We start from the raw sequence: 17,576 nt of genomic DNA, 5'->3' as shown, positions 1-17,576 counted from the left end.
TTATCTTCGTTTTGCGAATTACATGACAGTCCGAAACAAGATGAAAAAGTATTTAAAAAAGGGGGGGAGGAAGAATGAGTAGGACGAATTATTCTGAGCCAGAAAGCACACGGGCAGCATCTTGCTGCCCGTGTGCATACTTTTAGTCGATGGTACGCAGCAGTTCGTTAATGCCGACTTTGCCGCGAGTTTTCGCGTCAACTTTCTTAACGATAACCGCACAGTAGAGGCTGTATTTGCCATCTTTCGACGGCAGGTTGCCAGAAACAACCACAGAACCTGCCGGAACGCGGCCGTAGTGGATTTCGCCGGTTTCACGGTCGTAAATACGGGTGCTCTGACCGATATATACGCCCATGGAAATGACGGAGCCTTCTTCGACAATTACGCCTTCAACCACTTCAGAGCGCGCGCCGATGAAGCAGTTATCTTCAATGATGGTCGGGTTAGCCTGCAGCGGCTCCAGCACACCACCAATGCCTACACCACCAGACAGGTGGACGTTTTTACCAATCTGCGCACAGGAACCGACGGTGGCCCAGGTATCAACCATCGTACCTTCATCAACATATGCGCCAATGTTGACGTAAGACGGCATCAGCACGGTGTTACGGGCAATAAACGCACCCTGACGTACCGCCGCTGGTGGTACAACACGGAAGCCTTCTTTCTGGAAACGTGCTTCGTCGTAGTTGGCGAATTTCATCGGCACTTTATCGAAGTAGCGGCTTTCTGCCCCTTCGATCACCTGATTATCATTAATACGGAAAGAGAGCAGCACCGCTTTTTTCAACCACTGATGCGTCACCCACTGACCGTCGATTTTTTCCGCAACACGCAGAGCGCCGGAGTCCAGCAGCGAGATCACCTGATTTACCGCTTCGCGGGTAACGGTGTCTGCATTGGCTGGCGTGATTTCGGCACGGCGTTCAAAAGCGGTTTCAATAATGTTCTGTAACTGCTGCATTGTTAAACTCTTTTCATATCAGTAAACACATCACCCTTTATCGTTTGGATTGAGGGCCTCTGTCAACCGCTGATGCACTTCCTGCTGCAACTCATTATTAAGTGCACGTCGGTCGGCGGTGGCGATTATGAATAAATCTTCTACTCGCTCACCAATGGTTGTAATTCGGGCGCCATGAAGCGAAATTCCCAGATCGGCAAAAATTTTCCCCACCCTCGCCAGCAAGCCTGGTTGATCCAGCGCGATCAATTCGAGGAATGATTTTCGGTCGGTATGGGTTGGCAAAAACGTCACTTCGGTTTCAACAGTAAAGTGACGTAATTTGGCGGGTTGACGACGCGGCTGTGGCGGTTGCCAGGTGCTTTGTGTCAGCACCTGTTCCAGACCAAAGCGAATAACCTCATGGCGATCTGCGGATAGCGGGCTGCCATCCGGCTCCAGCACAATGAAGGTATCCATCGCCATACCGTCGCGGGTCGTGAAAATTTGCGCGTCATGAACGCTTAAATTGCGGCGGTCTAATTCGGCACACACGGCAGCAAAGAGATATGGACGGTCAGGGCTCCAGATAAATATCTCCGTACCGCCGCGCGTAGCCTGTGGGCTAAGTAATACCAGCGGCTTGCTTAAATCATGTTGTAATAAATGGCGAGCGTGCCAGGCCAGTTGATTTGGGCTGTGGCGGACAAAATAGTTAGCGCGACAGCGAGACCAGATCTGGTGTAGCGCCTCTTCGTCGATATTGTCCATACGCAGCAGCGCCAGCGCCTGAAGCTGGTGATGGCGAACCCGTTCGCGCATATCTGGCGTGTTTTGCATTCCGCGTCGTAGCTGTTTTTCGGTGGCAAAATAGAGTTCGCGCAACAGACTTTGCTTCCAGCTATTCCACAGTGTTTCGTTGGTGGCGCAAATATCGGCTACCGTCAGACAGACCAGAAAACGCAGTCGATTTTCCGTTTGTACTTCTTCGGCGAATTGTTTGATGACTTCCGGATCCTGAATATCGCGGCGCTGGGCGGTGACCGACATCAGCAAGTGCTGGCGAACCAGCCAGGCGACCAGTTGCGTTTCGCGCGAGTTCAGGCCGTGCAGTTCGGCAAAATGCACCACGTCTTGTGCGCCGAGTATGGAGTGGTCACCGCCGCGCCCTTTGGCGATATCGTGAAACAGTGCGGCGATGAAAATCAGCTCCGGTGACGGCAGGCGCGGCCAGACGTCCACACACAACGGATGGCGCTGGCGCGTTTCTTCACTGGCAAAACTCTCCAGTTTCAACATCACGCGAATGGTATGTTCATCCACTGTGTAAGCGTGGAACAGGTCAAACTGCATCTGCCCGACGATATGCGACCATTGCGGCATATAGGCGCCCAGCACGCTATGGCGATGCATCGGCAGTAACCCGCGACGCATTGCGCCGGGGTGACGCAGAATGCTCAAAAATAGCTTTCGCGCTTCAGGAATGTTGCACAGTGGTTGTTGCAGATGACGGCGGGCGTGACGTAACTGGCGCAGCGTGGTGGAGTAAATGCCGGTGATCGCGCTATTACGCACCATCGTATAGAACATGCGTAATATCGCTTCCGGTTGACGCATAAACAGCGTTTCATCACGCAGGTCGATAAGCGTACCGCGTAGCTGAAACTCATCGTCAATCGGACGCGGCTTTTCATCGGCGGGCAGGGCGAGGATGGCTTCATCAAACAGTTGTAGCAGCATCTGGTTGAGTTCGCTGACGCGGCGCGTGACGCGGAAGTAATCCTTCATCATCCGCTCGACCGGTTCGTTACCTTCCCCACTGTAATTCAGGCGCTGGGCGACGCTAAGCTGGCGATCAAACAACAGGCGGTTATCGTAACGGCTGACTACCAGATGCAGGGCAAAGCGAATACGCCACAAAATATGCAGGCACTCGTTTAATTCTGCTCGTTCCGCTGAGGTTAAGAAGCCAAACCCGACCATTTCATCCAGCGATGTTGCGCCAAAATGGCGGCGGGCCACCCACTGTAAAGTGTGAATATCACGCAAGCCACCGGGGCTGCTTTTGATGTCTGGCTCAAGGTTGTAGCTGGTTCCGTGGTAACGCTGGTGGCGCTGGTTCTGTTCTTCAACTTTCGCCGCGTAGAACTTGTCGGAAGGCCAGAATCCTTCGCTGAAAATATGTTTTTGCAGTTCGAGAAATAGCGCCACATCGCCAATCAACAGGCGTGATTCAATTAAATTGGTGGCGACGGTTAAATCCGATAACCCTTCCAGGATGCATTCTTCAAGCGTGCGTACGCTATGACCGACTTCCAGTTTCACATCCCAGAGCAGCGTTAACAGCTCGCCAACTTTCTGTGCCTGATCGTCCGGGAGTTTCTTACGGCTTAAGATCAGTAAATCGACGTCTGAAAGTGGATGCAGCTCGCCACGACCATAGCCACCGACAGCGACCAGCGCCAGGTCGGCAATCTGACTGAAACCGGCTTCAATCCACAAGCGTTGCAGGAGTTGGTCGATAAACTCGGTGCGGGCTTCAATCAATTGTTCTGCGGAGATCCCACTATCAAAGGCATCGCCCAGCCAACGCTGGAAGGTATCAATATGGGCTTTTATCCCAGAGACGGTTAATTCGTCACGGGGCCAGACGCATGGATTTTGCGGTTGACCGGGCAAGGTGGGGAGAGCGGTATTTGCGTACTGTTCTGGAAGGGTATTCATTGTGCGCCACCCATAAGATTAAATTATCGCATTAAAAAAGCCGGCATTCGCCGGCTTCAGATGACTGACAAACTGGCTTAATAGCCAAAATGGGCACGTTTTCCCCCTCGCCCTATAAGGGGCGAGGGGACTGTCCGGGCTCTTTTTTAGACCTTGTCATCAGTCTGAAGCCAGCTTTATTTTATTCGTCGTGCGAGATTATCGCCGGGATGGTGTCATCCTTACGTAGCGTCAGAATTTCGCAGCCGTTATCGGTCACCACAATAGTATGCTCGTATTGTGCAGACAAGCTGCGATCTTTGGTTTTTACCGTCCAGCCATCTTTCATGGTGCGGATCTCTTTTTTACCCGCGTTGACCATTGGCTCGATGGTGAAGGTCATCCCCGGTTTCAGCACGACGTTGGTTTCAGGAGAGTCATAGTGCAGCACCTGCGGTTCTTCATGGAAGCCGCGACCAATACCGTGTCCGCAATATTCACGAACGACGGAGAAGCCTTCTACCTCGACAAATTTCTGAATCGCCGCGCCGATTTCGCGCAAATTGATGCCTGGTTTCACCATACGCAGCGCCAGGTACAGGCTCTCTTGCGTGATGCGGCACAGGCGTTCGCCCATGATGGTTGGCTTACCGACGATAAACATTTTCGAGGTGTCGCCGTGGAAACCGTCTTTAATTACGGTGACGTCAATGTTAACGATATCGCCGTCTTTCAGCAGCTTGGCGTCGTCCGGGATACCGTGGCACACCACTTCATTAATAGAGATGCAAACGGATTTCGGATAACCGTGATAGCCGAGGCAGGCAGAAACCGCGTGTTGTTTATTCACAATGTAATCATTACAGATGCGATCCAGCTCGCCGGTGCTGACGCCCGGTTTAACATAGGGTTCGATCATTTCCAGCACTTCGGCAGCCAGGCGGCCAGCGACGCGCATTTTTTCGATATCTTCAGGGGTCTTGATTGAGATAGCCATTAATTCTGTCCATCAGTGTCGGTGATACCGACAATATATATGTAAGTGCTGTCAATGGTATCACACCCTGTCAAATTGAGAATCATTCTGAACTTCGCGAAACGTGCCACCGAGGGTTTTCTATAATAGAAAATTCAGCGTCTGATGCTGTACACAGCGCCAACAATTATTGGAGTCCACGGCGTATTTGTGGTATAAAGCGCGCCGGACTTCCGATCCATTTCGTATACACAGACTGGACGGAAGCGACAATCTCACTTTGTGTAACAACACACACGTATCGGCACATATTCCGGGGTGCCCTTTGGGGTCGGTAATATGGGATACGTGGAGGCATAACCCCAACTTTTATATAGAGGTTTTAATCATGGCAACTGTTTCCATGCGCGACATGCTCAAGGCTGGTGTTCACTTTGGTCACCAGACCCGTTACTGGAACCCGAAAATGAAGCCGTTCATCTTCGGTGCGCGTAACAAAGTTCACATCATCAACCTTGAGAAAACTGTACCGATGTTCAACGAAGCTCTGGCTGAACTGAACAAGATTGCTTCTCGCAAAGGTAAAATCCTTTTCGTTGGTACTAAACGCGCTGCAAGCGAAGCGGTGAAAGACGCTGCTCTGAGCTGCGACCAGTTCTTCGTGAACCATCGCTGGCTGGGCGGTATGCTGACTAACTGGAAAACCGTTCGTCAGTCCATCAAACGTCTGAAAGACCTGGAAACTCAGTCTCAGGACGGTACTTTCGACAAGCTGACCAAGAAAGAAGCGCTGATGCGCACTCGTGAGCTGGAGAAACTGGAAAACAGCTTGGGCGGTATCAAAGACATGGGCGGTCTGCCGGACGCTCTGTTTGTAATCGATGCTGACCACGAACACATTGCTATCAAAGAAGCAAACAACCTGGGTATTCCGGTATTTGCTATCGTTGATACCAACTCTGATCCGGACGGTGTTGACTTCGTTATCCCGGGTAACGACGACGCAATCCGTGCTGTGACCCTGTACCTGGGCGCTGTAGCTGCAACCGTACGTGAAGGCCGTTCTCAGGATCTGGCTTCCCAGGCGGAAGAAAGCTTCGTAGAAGCTGAGTAATAAGGCACGCTCGTACGAGCCCTTATAGACCAGGTAGTACACGTTTGGTTAGGGGGCCTGCATATGGCCCCCTTTTTCACTTTTATATCTGTGCGGTTTAATGCCGGGCAGATCACATCTCCGAGGATTTTAGAATGGCTGAAATTACCGCATCCCTGGTAAAAGAGCTGCGTGAGCGTACTGGCGCAGGCATGATGGATTGCAAAAAAGCACTGACTGAAGCTAACGGCGACATCGAGCTGGCAATCGAAAACATGCGTAAGTCCGGTGCTATCAAAGCAGCGAAAAAAGCAGGCAACGTTGCTGCTGACGGCGTGATCAAAACCAAAATCGACGGCAACTACGGCATCATTCTGGAAGTTAACTGCCAGACTGACTTCGTAGCAAAAGACGCTGGTTTCCAGGCGTTCGCAGACAAAGTTCTGGACGCAGCTGTAGCTGGCAAAATCACTGACGTTGAAGTTCTGAAAGCACAGTTCGAAGAAGAACGCGTTGCGCTGGTAGCGAAAATCGGTGAAAACATCAACATTCGCCGCGTTGCTGCGCTGGAAGGCGACGTTCTGGGTTCTTATCAGCACGGTGCGCGTATCGGCGTTCTGGTTGCTGCTAAAGGCGCTGACGAAGAGCTGGTTAAACACATCGCTATGCACGTTGCTGCAAGCAAGCCGGAATTCATCAAGCCGGAAGACGTATCCGCTGAAGTGGTAGAGAAAGAATACCAGGTACAGCTGGATATCGCGATGCAGTCTGGTAAGCCGAAAGAAATCGCAGAGAAAATGGTTGAAGGCCGCATGAAGAAATTCACCGGCGAAGTTTCTCTGACCGGTCAGCCGTTCGTAATGGAACCGGCAAAAACTGTTGGTCAGCTGCTGAAAGAGCATAACGCTGAAGTGACTGGCTTCATCCGCTTCGAAGTGGGTGAAGGCATCGAGAAAGTTGAGACTGACTTTGCAGCAGAAGTTGCTGCGATGTCCAAGCAGTCTTAATTATCGAAAAGGAGCCGCCTGAGGGCGGCTTCTTTTTGCGCCCATCTTGTAAATTCAGCTAACCCTTATGGGGCTGCGCTGAAAAGCGACGTACAATGTCGCTAGTATTAATTCATTTCAATCGTTGACAGTCTCAGGAAAGAAACATGGCTACCAATGCAAAACCCGTCTATAAACGCATTCTGCTTAAGTTGAGTGGCGAAGCTCTGCAGGGCACTGAAGGCTTCGGTATTGATGCAAGCATACTGGATCGCATGGCTCAGGAAATCAAAGAACTGGTTGAACTGGGTATTCAGGTTGGTGTGGTGATTGGTGGGGGTAACCTGTTCCGTGGCGCTGGTCTGGCGAAAGCGGGTATGAACCGCGTTGTGGGCGACCACATGGGGATGCTGGCTACCGTAATGAACGGTCTGGCAATGCGTGATGCACTGCACCGCGCCTATGTGAACGCTCGTCTGATGTCCGCTATTCCATTGAATGGCGTATGCGACAGCTACAGCTGGGCAGAAGCTATCAGTCTGTTGCGTAACAACCGTGTGGTGATCCTCTCCGCCGGTACTGGTAATCCATTCTTTACCACTGACTCCGCAGCTTGCCTGCGTGGTATCGAAATTGAAGCCGATGTGGTGCTGAAAGCAACCAAAGTTGACGGTGTGTTTACCGCTGACCCGGCGAAAGATCCAACTGCAACTATGTACGAGCAGCTGACCTACAGTGAAGTTCTGGAAAAAGAGCTGAAAGTAATGGATCTGGCGGCCTTCACGCTGGCTCGTGACCACAAATTACCGATTCGTGTTTTCAACATGAATAAACCGGGTGCGCTGCGCCGTGTGGTAATGGGTGAAAAAGAAGGGACTTTAATCACGGAATAATTCCCGTGATGGATAAATAAGGGTAAGATTCCGCATAAGTATCGCGGGGGCGTAAGTCTGGTTATAAGGCGTTATTGTTGCAGGCAGTTTGGTCACGGCCAGCGCGCAGCAACCGGAGTGTACATAAGTACGTGAGGATGGCGAGCACTGCCCCGGGCCAAAATGGCAAATAAAATAGCCTAATAATCCAGACGATTACCCGTAATATGTTTAATCAGGGCTATACTTAGCACACTTCCACTGTGTGTGACTGTCTGGTCTGACTGAGACAAGTTTTCAAGGATTCGTAACGTGATTAGCGATATCAGAAAAGATGCTGAAGTACGCATGGACAAATGCGTCGAAGCGTTCAAAACCCAAATCAGCAAAATACGCACGGGTCGTGCTTCTCCCAGCCTGCTGGATGGCATTGTCGTGGAATATTACGGCACGCCGACGCCGCTGCGTCAGCTGGCAAGCGTAACGGTAGAAGATTCCCGCACTCTGAAAATCAACGTGTTTGATCGTTCAATGTCTCCGGCCGTTGAAAAAGCGATTATGGCGTCCGATCTCGGCCTGAACCCGAACTCTGCAGGTAGCGACATCCGTGTTCCGCTGCCGCCGCTGACGGAAGAACGTCGTAAAGATCTGACTAAAATCGTTCGTGGTGAAGCTGAACAGGCGCGTGTTGCAGTACGTAACGTGCGTCGTGATGCGAACGATAAAGTGAAAGCACTGTTGAAAGATAAAGAGATCAGCGAAGACGACGATCGCCGTTCTCAGGACGATGTACAGAAACTGACTGATGCTGCAATCAAGAAAATTGAAGCGGCGCTGGCAGACAAAGAAGCAGAACTGATGCAGTTCTGATTTCTTGAACGACAAAAAACGCCGCTCAGTAGATCCTTGCGGATCGGCTGGCGGCGTTTTGCTTTTTATTCTGTCTCAACTCTGGATGTTTCATGAAGCAACTCACCATTCTGGGCTCGACCGGCTCGATTGGTTGCAGCACGCTGGACGTGGTGCGCCATAATCCCGAACACTTCCGCGTAGTTGCGCTGGTGGCAGGCAAAAATGTCACTCGCATGGTAGAACAGTGCCTGGAATTCTCTCCCCGTTATGCCGTAATGGACGATGAAGCGAGTGCGAAACTTCTTAAAACGACGCTACAACAACATGGTAGTTGCACCGAAGTCTTAAGCGGTCAGCAGGCTGCCTGTGATATGGCGGCGCTTGAAGATGTTGATCAGGTGATGGCTGCGATTGTCGGTGCTGCAGGCCTGTTACCTACGCTTGCTGCTATCCGTGCGGGTAAAACCATACTGCTGGCTAACAAAGAATCACTGGTCACCTGTGGACGTCTGTTTATGGACGCCGTAAAGCAGAGTAAAGCGCAGTTATTACCGGTCGATAGCGAACATAACGCCATTTTTCAGAGTTTACCGCAACCTATCCAGCACAATCTGGGATACGCTGACCTTGAGCAAAATGGCGTGGTGTCCATTTTGCTTACCGGGTCTGGTGGCCCTTTCCGTGAGACGCTATTGCACGATTTGGCAACAATGACGCCCGATCAAGCCTGCCGTCATCCGAACTGGTCGATGGGACGTAAAATTTCTGTCGATTCGGCTACCATGATGAACAAAGGTCTGGAATACATTGAAGCGCGCTGGTTGTTTAACGCCAGTGCCAGCCAGATGGAAGTGCTGATTCACCCGCAGTCAGTGATTCACTCAATGGTGCGTTATCAGGACGGCAGCGTTCTGGCGCAACTGGGAGAACCCGATATGCGTACGCCAATTGCCCACACCATGGCATGGCCGAATCGCGTGAACTCTGGCGTGAAGCCGCTCGACTTTTGCAACCTGAGTGCGTTGACATTTGCCGCACCGGATTATGATCGCTATCCATGCCTGAAACTGGCGATGGATGCTTTCGAACAAGGCCAGGCTGCGACGACCGCATTGAATGCCGCAAACGAAATCACCGTTGCTGCGTTTCTTGCGCAACAAATCCGCTTTACGGATATCGCCGCATTGAATTTATCCGTTCTGGAAAACATGGATATGCGCGAACCACAATGCGTGGACGATGTGTTGTCTGTCGATGCCTGTGCGCGTGAGGTCGCCAGAAAAGAGGTGATGCGTCTCGCAAGCTGAGGATAATCCGGCTACAGAGAGTCGTGCTATTTGTTAGCGTAGGGCTTCAGTGATATAGTCTGCGCCATCTGATCGTAAGTAGTTGGCTTTCTAAGGTCAGGTATGCCGTGGTTTTACACGGCTTTTTTTTGTATAGGCTTCAGTATTCCTGAGTACCGTAAACCCTGTCAGGGAATAAGAAACGCGTGATGTTGTCTGCTACTCAACCACTTAGCGAAAAATTGCCAGTTCATGGCTGTCGCCATGTCGCGATCATTATGGATGGCAACGGGCGCTGGGCAAAAAAGCAAGGGAAGATTCGTGCCTTTGGGCATAAAGCCGGGGCTAAATCGGTCCGCCGGGCGGTCTCTTTTGCGGCCAACAACGGTATTGAGGCGTTAACGCTGTATGCCTTTAGTAGTGAAAACTGGAACCGACCAGCGCAGGAAGTCAGTGCGTTAATGGAACTGTTTGTGTGGGCGCTCGATAGCGAAGTAAAAAGCCTGCACCGACATAACGTGCGTCTGCGTATTATTGGCGATACCAGTCGTTTTAACTCGCGTTTGCAAGAACGTATTCGTAAATCTGAAGCGTTAACTGCCGGGAATACCGGTCTGACGTTGAATATTGCGGCGAACTACGGTGGACGTTGGGATATAGTCCAGGGCGTCAGGCAACTGGCTGAAAAGGTGCAGCAAGGAAACCTGCAACCGGATCAGATAGATGAAGAGATGCTAAACCAGCATGTCTGTATGCATGAACTGGCCCCTGTAGATTTAGTAATTAGGACTGGGGGGGAGCATCGCATTAGTAACTTTTTGCTTTGGCAAATTGCCTATGCCGAACTTTACTTTACAGATGTTCTCTGGCCCGATTTCGATGAACAAGACTTTGAAGGGGCACTAAATGCCTTTGCTAATCGAGAGCGTCGTTTCGGCGGCACCGAGCCCGGTGATGAAACAGCCTGATGGGGGTCGCTTTTGCTGAAGTATCGCCTGATATCTGCTTTTGTTTTAATACCTGTCGTCATCGCGGCGCTATTCTTATTGCCGCCGGTGGGGTTCGCTATTGTTACGCTGGTAGTCTGTATGCTGGCAGCGTGGGAATGGGGACAGCTTAGCGGTTTTACCTCTCGCTCGCAGCGGGTATGGCTGGCGGTGCTGTGCGGGTTATTGTTGGCGCTGATGCTTTTTCTGTTGCCGGAATATCACCGAAATATCCATCAACCACTGGTTGAGGTCTCACTTTGGGCTTCGCTTGGCTGGTGGGTTGTCGCGTTATTGCTGGTGTTGTTCTATCCCGGTTCCGCGACAATATGGCGTAAATCCAAAACATTGCGCATTATCTTTGGCGTGCTAACTATTGTTCCCTTCTTTTGGGGCATGTTGGCGTTACGAGCCTGGCACTATGACGAGAATCATTACAGTGGCGCGATATGGCTGCTCTATGTCATGATCCTGGTCTGGGGCGCTGACTCTGGCGCATATATGTTTGGCAAATTGTTTGGCAAACATAAGCTGGCACCGAAGGTTTCTCCGGGTAAAACCTGGCAAGGCTTTATTGGCGGACTCGCGACCGCAGCGGTAATCTCATGGGGTTATGGCATGTGGGCGAATCTGGACGTTGCACCCGTCACCTTACTCATTTGCTCTATTGTCGCAGCGTTAGCCTCAGTGCTCGGCGATCTGACCGAGAGCATGTTTAAGCGTGAAGCAGGAATTAAGGACAGCGGTCATTTAATTCCAGGACATGGCGGTATTTTGGATCGTATTGATAGCCTGACGGCTGCTGTACCGGTCTTTGCTTGCCTGCTGTTGCTGGTATTCAGGACGCTTTAACGGAAGGTATTATGCTGAGTTTTCTCTGGGATTTGGCTTCGTTCATCGTTGCATTGGGTGTACTTATCACCGTGCATGAATTTGGTCATTTCTGGGTTGCCCGGCGTTGCGGTGTTCGCGTTGAGCGTTTCTCTATAGGTTTTGGTAAGGCGCTCTGGCGCCGAACTGATAAGCTAGGCACCGAATATGTCATCGCCCTGATCCCTTTGGGCGGTTATGTCAAAATGCTGGATGAGCGTGCTGAACCGGTTGTTCCGGAGCTTCGCCACCATGCCTTCAATAATAAATCTGTTGGCCAACGTGCGGCGATCATTGCCGCAGGTCCGGTTGCAAACTTCATTTTTGCTATCTTTGCTTACTGGCTGGTTTTTATCATTGGTGTGCCTGGCGTACGCCCGGTGGTTGGTGAAATATCAGCCAATTCGATAGCTGCACAAGCACAAATTGCACCAGGAACGGAACTAAAAGCCGTAGATGGTATCGAAACGCCTGATTGGGATGCCGTGCGTTTGCAGTTGGTCGATAAAATTGGTGATGAAAGCACCATCATTACCGTAGCACCATTTGGTAGCGACCAGCGGCGAGATGTAAAGCTCGATTTACGTCAGTGGGCGTTTGAGCCTGATAAAGAAGATCCAGTATCTTCTTTGGGGATTCGTCCCCGTGGGCCGCAAATTGAACCTGTAGTGGAAAATGTGCAGCCAAATTCGGCGGCAAACAAGGCGGGTTTGCAAGCAGGCGACAGGATCGTTAAAGTCGATGGTCAGCCATTAACGCAATGGGTGACCTTTGTGATGCTTGTCCGGGATAATCCGGGTAAATCCTTAGCGTTGGAAATCGAAAGGCAGGGGAGTCCCTTGTCTTTAACATTAGTCCCGGAGAGCAAACCGGGCAATGGTAAGGCGATTGGTTTTGTCGGCATTGAGCCGAAAGTCATTCCTTTGCCAGATGAGTATAAAGTTGTACGCCAGTATGGGCCGTTCAACGCCATCGTCGAAGCCACGGACAAAACGTGGCAGTTGATGAAGCTGACGGTCAGTATGCTGGGAAAATTGATCACCGGTGATGTGAAACTGAACAACCTCAGTGGGCCGATCTCTATCGCCAAGGGGGCTGGGATGACAGCGGAACTCGGGGTTGTTTATTATCTACCGTTTCTTGCGCTTATTAGCGTGAACTTAGGGATAATTAACCTGTTTCCGTTGCCCGTACTTGACGGGGGGCATCTGCTGTTCCTTGCGATCGAAAAGATCAAGGGCGGACCGGTATCCGAGCGGGTTCAAGACTTTTGTTATCGCATTGGCTCGATTCTGCTGGTGCTGTTAATGGGGCTTGCACTTTTCAATGATTTCTCTCGGTTATGAGAGTTAGTTAGGAAGAACGCATAATAACGATGGCGATGAAAAAGTTGCTCATAGCGTCGCTGCTGTTTAGCAGCGCCACCGTATACGGTGCTGAAGGGTTCGTAGTGAAAGATATTCATTTCGAAGGCCTTCAGCGTGTCGCCGTTGGTGCGGCCCTCCTCAGTATGCCGGTGCGCACAGGCGACACGGTTAATGATGAAGATATCAGTAATACCATTCGCGCTCTGTTTGCTACCGGCAACTTTGAGGATGTTCGTGTCCTTCGTGATGGTGATACCCTTCTGGTTCAGGTAAAAGAACGTCCGACCATTGCCAGCATCACTTTCTCCGGTAACAAATCGGTGAAAGATGACATGCTGAAGCAAAACCTCGAGGCTTCTGGCGTGCGTGTGGGCGAATCTCTTGATCGCACCACCATTGCTGATATCGAAAAAGGTCTGGAAGACTTCTACTACAGCGTCGGTAAATATAGCGCCAGCGTAAAAGCTGTCGTGACTCCACTGCCGCGTAACCGTGTTGACCTTAAACTGGTGTTCCAGGAAGGTGTGTCAGCAGAAATCCAGCAAATCAATATTGTTGGTAACCATGCTTTCACCACCGACGAACTGATCTCTCATTTCCAGCTGCGTGACGAAGTGCCGTGGTGGAACGTGGTAGGCGATCGTAAATACCAGAAACAGAAACTGGCGGGTGACCTTGAAACCCTGCGCAGTTACTATCTGGATCGCGGTTATGCCCGTTTCAACATCGACTCGACCCAGGTCAGTCTGACGCCGGATAAAAAAGGTATCTACGTCACGGTGAACATCACCGAAGGCGATCAGTACAAGCTTTCTGGCGTTGAAGTGAGCGGCAACCTTGCCGGGCACTCCGCTGAAATTGAGCAGTTGACTAAGATCGAGCCGGGCGAGCTGTATAACGGCACCAAAGTGACCAAAATGGAAGATGACATTAAAAAGCTTCTCGGTCGCTATGGTTATGCCTATCCGCGCGTACAGTCGATGCCTGAAATTAATGATGCCGACAAAACCGTTAAATTACGTGTGAACGTTGATGCGGGTAACCGTTTCTATGTGCGTAAGATCCGTTTTGAAGGTAACGACACGTCGAAAGATGCTGTTCTGCGCCGTGAAATGCGCCAGATGGAAGGGGCATGGCTGGGTAGCGATCTGGTCGATCAGGGTAAAGAGCGTCTGAATCGTCTGGGCTTCTTTGAAACAGTCGATACTGACACTCAGCGTGTTCCGGGTAGCCCGGATCAGGTTGATGTGGTCTACAAGGTCAAAGAACGTAACACCGGTAGCTTCAACTTCGGTATTGGTTACGGTACTGAAAGTGGCGTGAGCTTTCAGGCTGGCGTGCAACAGGATAACTGGTTAGGTACGGGTTATGCTGTTGGTATCAACGGAACCAAAAACGATTACCAGACCTATGCTGAACTGTCGGTAACCAACCCGTACTTCACCGTAGACGGCGTAAGCCTCGGTGGCCGTCTCTTCTATAATGACTTCCAGGCAGATGACGCCGACCTGTCCGACTATACCAACAAGAGTTATGGTACAGACGTGACGTTGGGCTTCCCGATCAACGAATATAACTCGCTGCGTGCAGGTCTGGGTTATGTACATAACTCCCTGTCCAACATGCAGCCGCAGGTTGCGATGTGGCGTTATCTGTACTCTATGGGTGAACATCCGAGCACCTCTGATCAGGATAACAGCTTCAAAACGGACGACTTCACGTTCAACTATGGTTGGACCTATAACAAGCTTGACCGTGGTTACTTCCCGACAGATGGTTCACGTGTCAACCTGACCGGTAAAGTGACCATTCCGGGATCGGATAACGAATACTACAAAGTGACGTTAGACACGGCGACCTATGTGCCGATCGATGACGATCACAAATGGGTTGTTCTGGGTCGTACTCGTTGGGGTTACGGTGATGGTTTAGGCGGCAAAGAGATGCCGTTCTACGAGAACTTCTATGCTGGTGGTTCCAGCACCGTGCGTGGCTTCCAGTCCAACACCATTGGTCCGAAAGCAGTTTACTTCCCGCATCAGGCCAGTAATTATGATCCGGACTACGATTACGAATGTGCGACTCAGGACGGAGCGAAAGACCTGTGTAAATCGGATGATGCTGTAGGTGGTAACGCCATGGCGGTTGCCAGCCTCGAACTCATCACCCCGACGCCGTTCATTAGCGACAAGTATGCTAACTCGGTTCGTACTTCCTTCTTCTGGGATATGGGCACCGTTTGGGATACAAACTGGGATTCCAGCCAATATTCTGGATATCCTGACTATAGTGATCCAAGCAATATCCGTATGTCTGCGGGTATCGCATTACAATGGATGTCCCCATTGGGGCCGTTGGTGTTCTCCTACGCCCAGCCGTTCAAAAAGTACGATGGAGACAAGGCAGAACAGTTCCAGTTTAACATCGGTAAAACCTGGTAAGTGTTCTCCACAAAGGAATGTAGTGGTAGTGTAGCGATGACTTTAGGCGATCACTATAAGATCGCCGGGCCACGCAAAGAACTGCACCCTCCGGTGCAAATGGGATGGTAAGGAGTTTATTGTGAAAAAGTGGTTATTAGCTGCAGGTCTCGGTTTAGCACTGGCAACTTCTGCTCAGGCGGCTGACAAAATTGCAATCGTCAATATGGGCAGCCTGTTCCAGCAGGTAGCACAGAAAACCGGTGTTTCTAACACGCTGGAAAATGAGTTCAAAGGCCGTGCCAGCGAACTGCAGCGTATGGAAACCGATCTGCAAGCTAAAATGAAAAAGCTGCAGTCTATGAAAGCCGGTAGCGATCGTACTAAGCTGGAAAAAGACGTGATGGCTCAGCGCCAGACTTTTGCTCAGAAAGCGCAGGCTTTTGAGCAGGATCGCGCACGTCGTTCCAACGAAGAACGCAGCAAACTGGTTACTCGTATCCAGACTGCTGTGAAATCCGTTGCCAACAGCCAGGATATCGATCTGGTTGTTGATGCAAACGCCGTTGCTTACAACAGCAGCGATGTAAAAGACATCACTGCCGACGTACTGAAACAGGTTAAATAAGTAATGCCTTCAATTCGACTGGCTGATTTAGCGCAGCAGTTGGATGCAGAACTACACGGTGATGGCGATATCGTCATCACCGGCGTTGCGTCCATGCAATCTGCACAAACAGGTCACATCACGTTCATGGTTAACCCAAAATACCGTGAACATTTAGGCTTGTGCCAGGCGTCTGCGGTTGTCATGACCCAGGACGATCTTCCTTTCGCGAAAAGTGCCGCGCTGGTAGTGAAGAATCCCTACCTGACTTACGCGCGCATGGCGCAAATTTTAGATACCACGCCGCAGCCCGCGCAGGACATTGCACCCAGTGCAGTGATCGACGCGACGGCGAAGCTGGGTAACAAGGTTTCGATTGGCGCGAACGCGGTGATTGAGTCCGGTGTTGAGCTGGGCGATAACGTGATTATTGGTGCCGGTTGCTTCGTGGGTAAAAACAGTAAAATCGGCGCAGGTTCGCGCCTTTGGGCGAACGTAACCATTTACCATGAGATCCAGATCGGTCAGAATTGCCTGATCCAATCCGGAACGGTGGTAGGTGCGGACGGTTTTGGCTATGCCAACGATCGGGGTAACTGGGTGAAGATCCCTCAGATTGGTCGCGTGATTATTGGCGATCGCGTGGAGATCGGCGCCTGTACTACTATCGATCGTGGTGCTCTGGATGACACCATTATCGGCAATGGCGTGATCATTGATAACCAGTGCCAGATTGCACATAACGTCGTGATTGGCGACAATACGGCGGTTGCCGGTGGCGTCATTATGGCGGGCAGCCTGAAAATTGGTCGTTACTGCATGATCGGCGGTGCCAGCGTAATCAACGGGCATATGGAAATATGCGATAAAGTGACGGTTACGGGCATGGGTATGGTGATGCGTCCTATCACTGAACCTGGCGTCTATTCCTCAGGCATTCCGCTGCAACCCAACAAAGTCTGGCGCAAAACCGCTGCACTGGTGATGAACATTGATGATATGAGCAAGCGTCTGAAATCGCTTGAGCGCAAGGTTAATCAACAAGACTAACGTTCCATCTTTTGTTCGCCAAACTTTACGGCCTGTCTCATTCTTACGATTGCGGCAGGCCGTGTTATTATTGTCGTTTCTTATATTTTGACAGGAAGAGTATCTTGACTACTAACACTCATACTCTGCAGATTGAAGAGATTTTAGAACTTCTGCCACACCGTTTCCCGTTCTTACTGGTGGATCGCGTGCTGGATTTTGAAGAAGGTCGTTTTCTGCGCGCAGTAAAAAATGTCTCTGTCAATGAGCCATTCTTCCAGGGCCATTTCCCTGGAAAACCGATTTTCCCGGGTGTGCTGATTCTGGAAGCAATGGCACAGGCAACAGGTATTCTGGCGTTTAAAAGCGTAGGAAAACTGGAACCGGGTGAGCTGTACTACTTCGCCGGTATTGACGAAGCGCGCTTTAAGCGCCCGGTCGTGCCAGGCGATCAAATGATCATGGAAGTCACTTTCGAAAAAACGCGCCGTGGCCTGACCCGTTTTAAAGGGGTTGCTCTGGTCGACGGTAAAGTAGTTTGCGAAGCAACGATGATGTGTGCTCGTAGCCGGGAGGCCTGATA

General features: G+C 50.9%; 15 protein-coding genes. 12 read left to right on the top strand and 3 right to left on the bottom strand.

Annotation, left to right across the window (positions count from 1 at the left end):
• Positions 1-142 precede the first annotated feature (142 nt).
• The 3 genes from dapD to map form a co-directional block, all read right to left on the bottom strand.
• The gene (gene dapD, locus HEM79_RS02975; protein WP_001186663.1) at positions 143-967 is read right to left on the bottom strand and encodes a 2,3,4,5-tetrahydropyridine-2,6-dicarboxylate N-succinyltransferase; all 825 of its coding nucleotides are present in this window, start codon (positions 965-967) and stop codon (positions 143-145) included.
• Between the two features lie 30 nt (positions 968-997).
• On the bottom strand, positions 998-3,670 hold the full coding sequence (gene glnD / locus HEM79_RS02970) for a bifunctional uridylyltransferase/uridylyl-removing protein GlnD (RefSeq protein WP_001094593.1): 2,673 nt from the start codon (positions 3,668-3,670) through the stop codon (positions 998-1,000).
• Between the two features lie 181 nt (positions 3,671-3,851).
• Positions 3,852-4,646, bottom strand: coding sequence for a type I methionyl aminopeptidase (map, locus tag HEM79_RS02965; protein ID WP_176241746.1), 795 nt, complete (start codon positions 4,644-4,646; stop codon positions 3,852-3,854).
• 367 nt (positions 4,647-5,013) lie between these two features.
• Here map and rpsB point away from each other — a divergent pair, with 367 nt between their 5' ends.
• The 12 genes from rpsB (at position 5,014) to fabZ (ending at position 17,574) form a co-directional block, all read left to right on the top strand.
• Positions 5,014-5,739: a 30S ribosomal protein S2 gene (gene rpsB / locus HEM79_RS02960; protein ID WP_000246882.1), complete on the top strand. Its 726-nt coding sequence runs from the start codon at positions 5,014-5,016 to the stop codon at positions 5,737-5,739.
• Positions 5,740-5,873: 134 nt separating this feature from the next.
• Complete coding sequence (gene tsf, locus HEM79_RS02955) at positions 5,874-6,725, top strand: translation elongation factor Ts (protein WP_000818112.1); 852 nt, start codon at positions 5,874-5,876, stop codon at positions 6,723-6,725.
• Positions 6,726-6,871: 146 nt separating this feature from the next.
• Complete coding sequence (pyrH, locus tag HEM79_RS02950) at positions 6,872-7,597, top strand: UMP kinase (RefSeq protein WP_000224573.1); 726 nt, start codon at positions 6,872-6,874, stop codon at positions 7,595-7,597.
• Between the two features lie 291 nt (positions 7,598-7,888).
• Entirely contained in the window at positions 7,889-8,446 is a 558-nt protein-coding gene (gene frr, locus HEM79_RS02945) for a ribosome recycling factor (protein ID WP_000622418.1), read from the top strand.
• Between the two features lie 92 nt (positions 8,447-8,538).
• Positions 8,539-9,735 (top strand): 1-deoxy-D-xylulose-5-phosphate reductoisomerase, encoded by a 1,197-nt coding sequence (gene ispC / locus HEM79_RS02940; protein ID WP_176241745.1) that lies wholly within the window; start codon positions 8,539-8,541, stop codon positions 9,733-9,735.
• 188 nt (positions 9,736-9,923) lie between these two features.
• A complete protein-coding gene (gene ispU, locus HEM79_RS02935) occupies positions 9,924-10,682 on the top strand; it encodes a (2E,6E)-farnesyl-diphosphate-specific ditrans,polycis-undecaprenyl-diphosphate synthase (RefSeq protein WP_001517776.1) in 759 nt (252 codons plus the stop codon).
• A 12-nt stretch (positions 10,683-10,694) separates the two neighbouring features.
• Entirely contained in the window at positions 10,695-11,552 is an 858-nt protein-coding gene (gene cdsA, locus HEM79_RS02930) for a phosphatidate cytidylyltransferase (RefSeq protein WP_000922433.1), read from the top strand.
• 11 nt (positions 11,553-11,563) lie between these two features.
• Positions 11,564-12,916: a sigma E protease regulator RseP gene (gene rseP, locus HEM79_RS02925; protein WP_000948225.1), complete on the top strand. Its 1,353-nt coding sequence runs from the start codon at positions 11,564-11,566 to the stop codon at positions 12,914-12,916.
• A gap of 29 nt (positions 12,917-12,945) precedes the next feature.
• On the top strand, positions 12,946-15,378 hold the full coding sequence (gene bamA, locus HEM79_RS02920) for an outer membrane protein assembly factor BamA (RefSeq protein WP_001240898.1): 2,433 nt from the start codon (positions 12,946-12,948) through the stop codon (positions 15,376-15,378).
• A gap of 121 nt (positions 15,379-15,499) precedes the next feature.
• Positions 15,500-15,985, top strand: a complete 486-nt coding sequence (gene skp / locus HEM79_RS02915; RefSeq protein WP_176241744.1) for a molecular chaperone Skp — start codon at positions 15,500-15,502, stop codon at positions 15,983-15,985.
• Between the two features lie 3 nt (positions 15,986-15,988).
• On the top strand, positions 15,989-17,014 hold the full coding sequence (gene lpxD, locus HEM79_RS02910; protein ID WP_176241743.1) for a UDP-3-O-(3-hydroxymyristoyl)glucosamine N-acyltransferase: 1,026 nt from the start codon (positions 15,989-15,991) through the stop codon (positions 17,012-17,014).
• A gap of 104 nt (positions 17,015-17,118) precedes the next feature.
• Positions 17,119-17,574, top strand: coding sequence for a 3-hydroxyacyl-ACP dehydratase FabZ (gene fabZ, locus HEM79_RS02905; protein WP_000210739.1), 456 nt, complete (start codon positions 17,119-17,121; stop codon positions 17,572-17,574).
• Positions 17,575-17,576 lie beyond the last annotated feature (2 nt).

It is taken from the genome of Escherichia sp. 93.0816 (genome assembly GCF_013368855.2).
GTDB classification, from domain to species: Bacteria; Pseudomonadota; Gammaproteobacteria; order Enterobacterales; family Enterobacteriaceae; genus Escherichia; species Escherichia ruysiae.
Note: the sequence above shows the minus strand (reverse complement) of the source record. Positions and strands in the feature narration are given on the sequence as shown.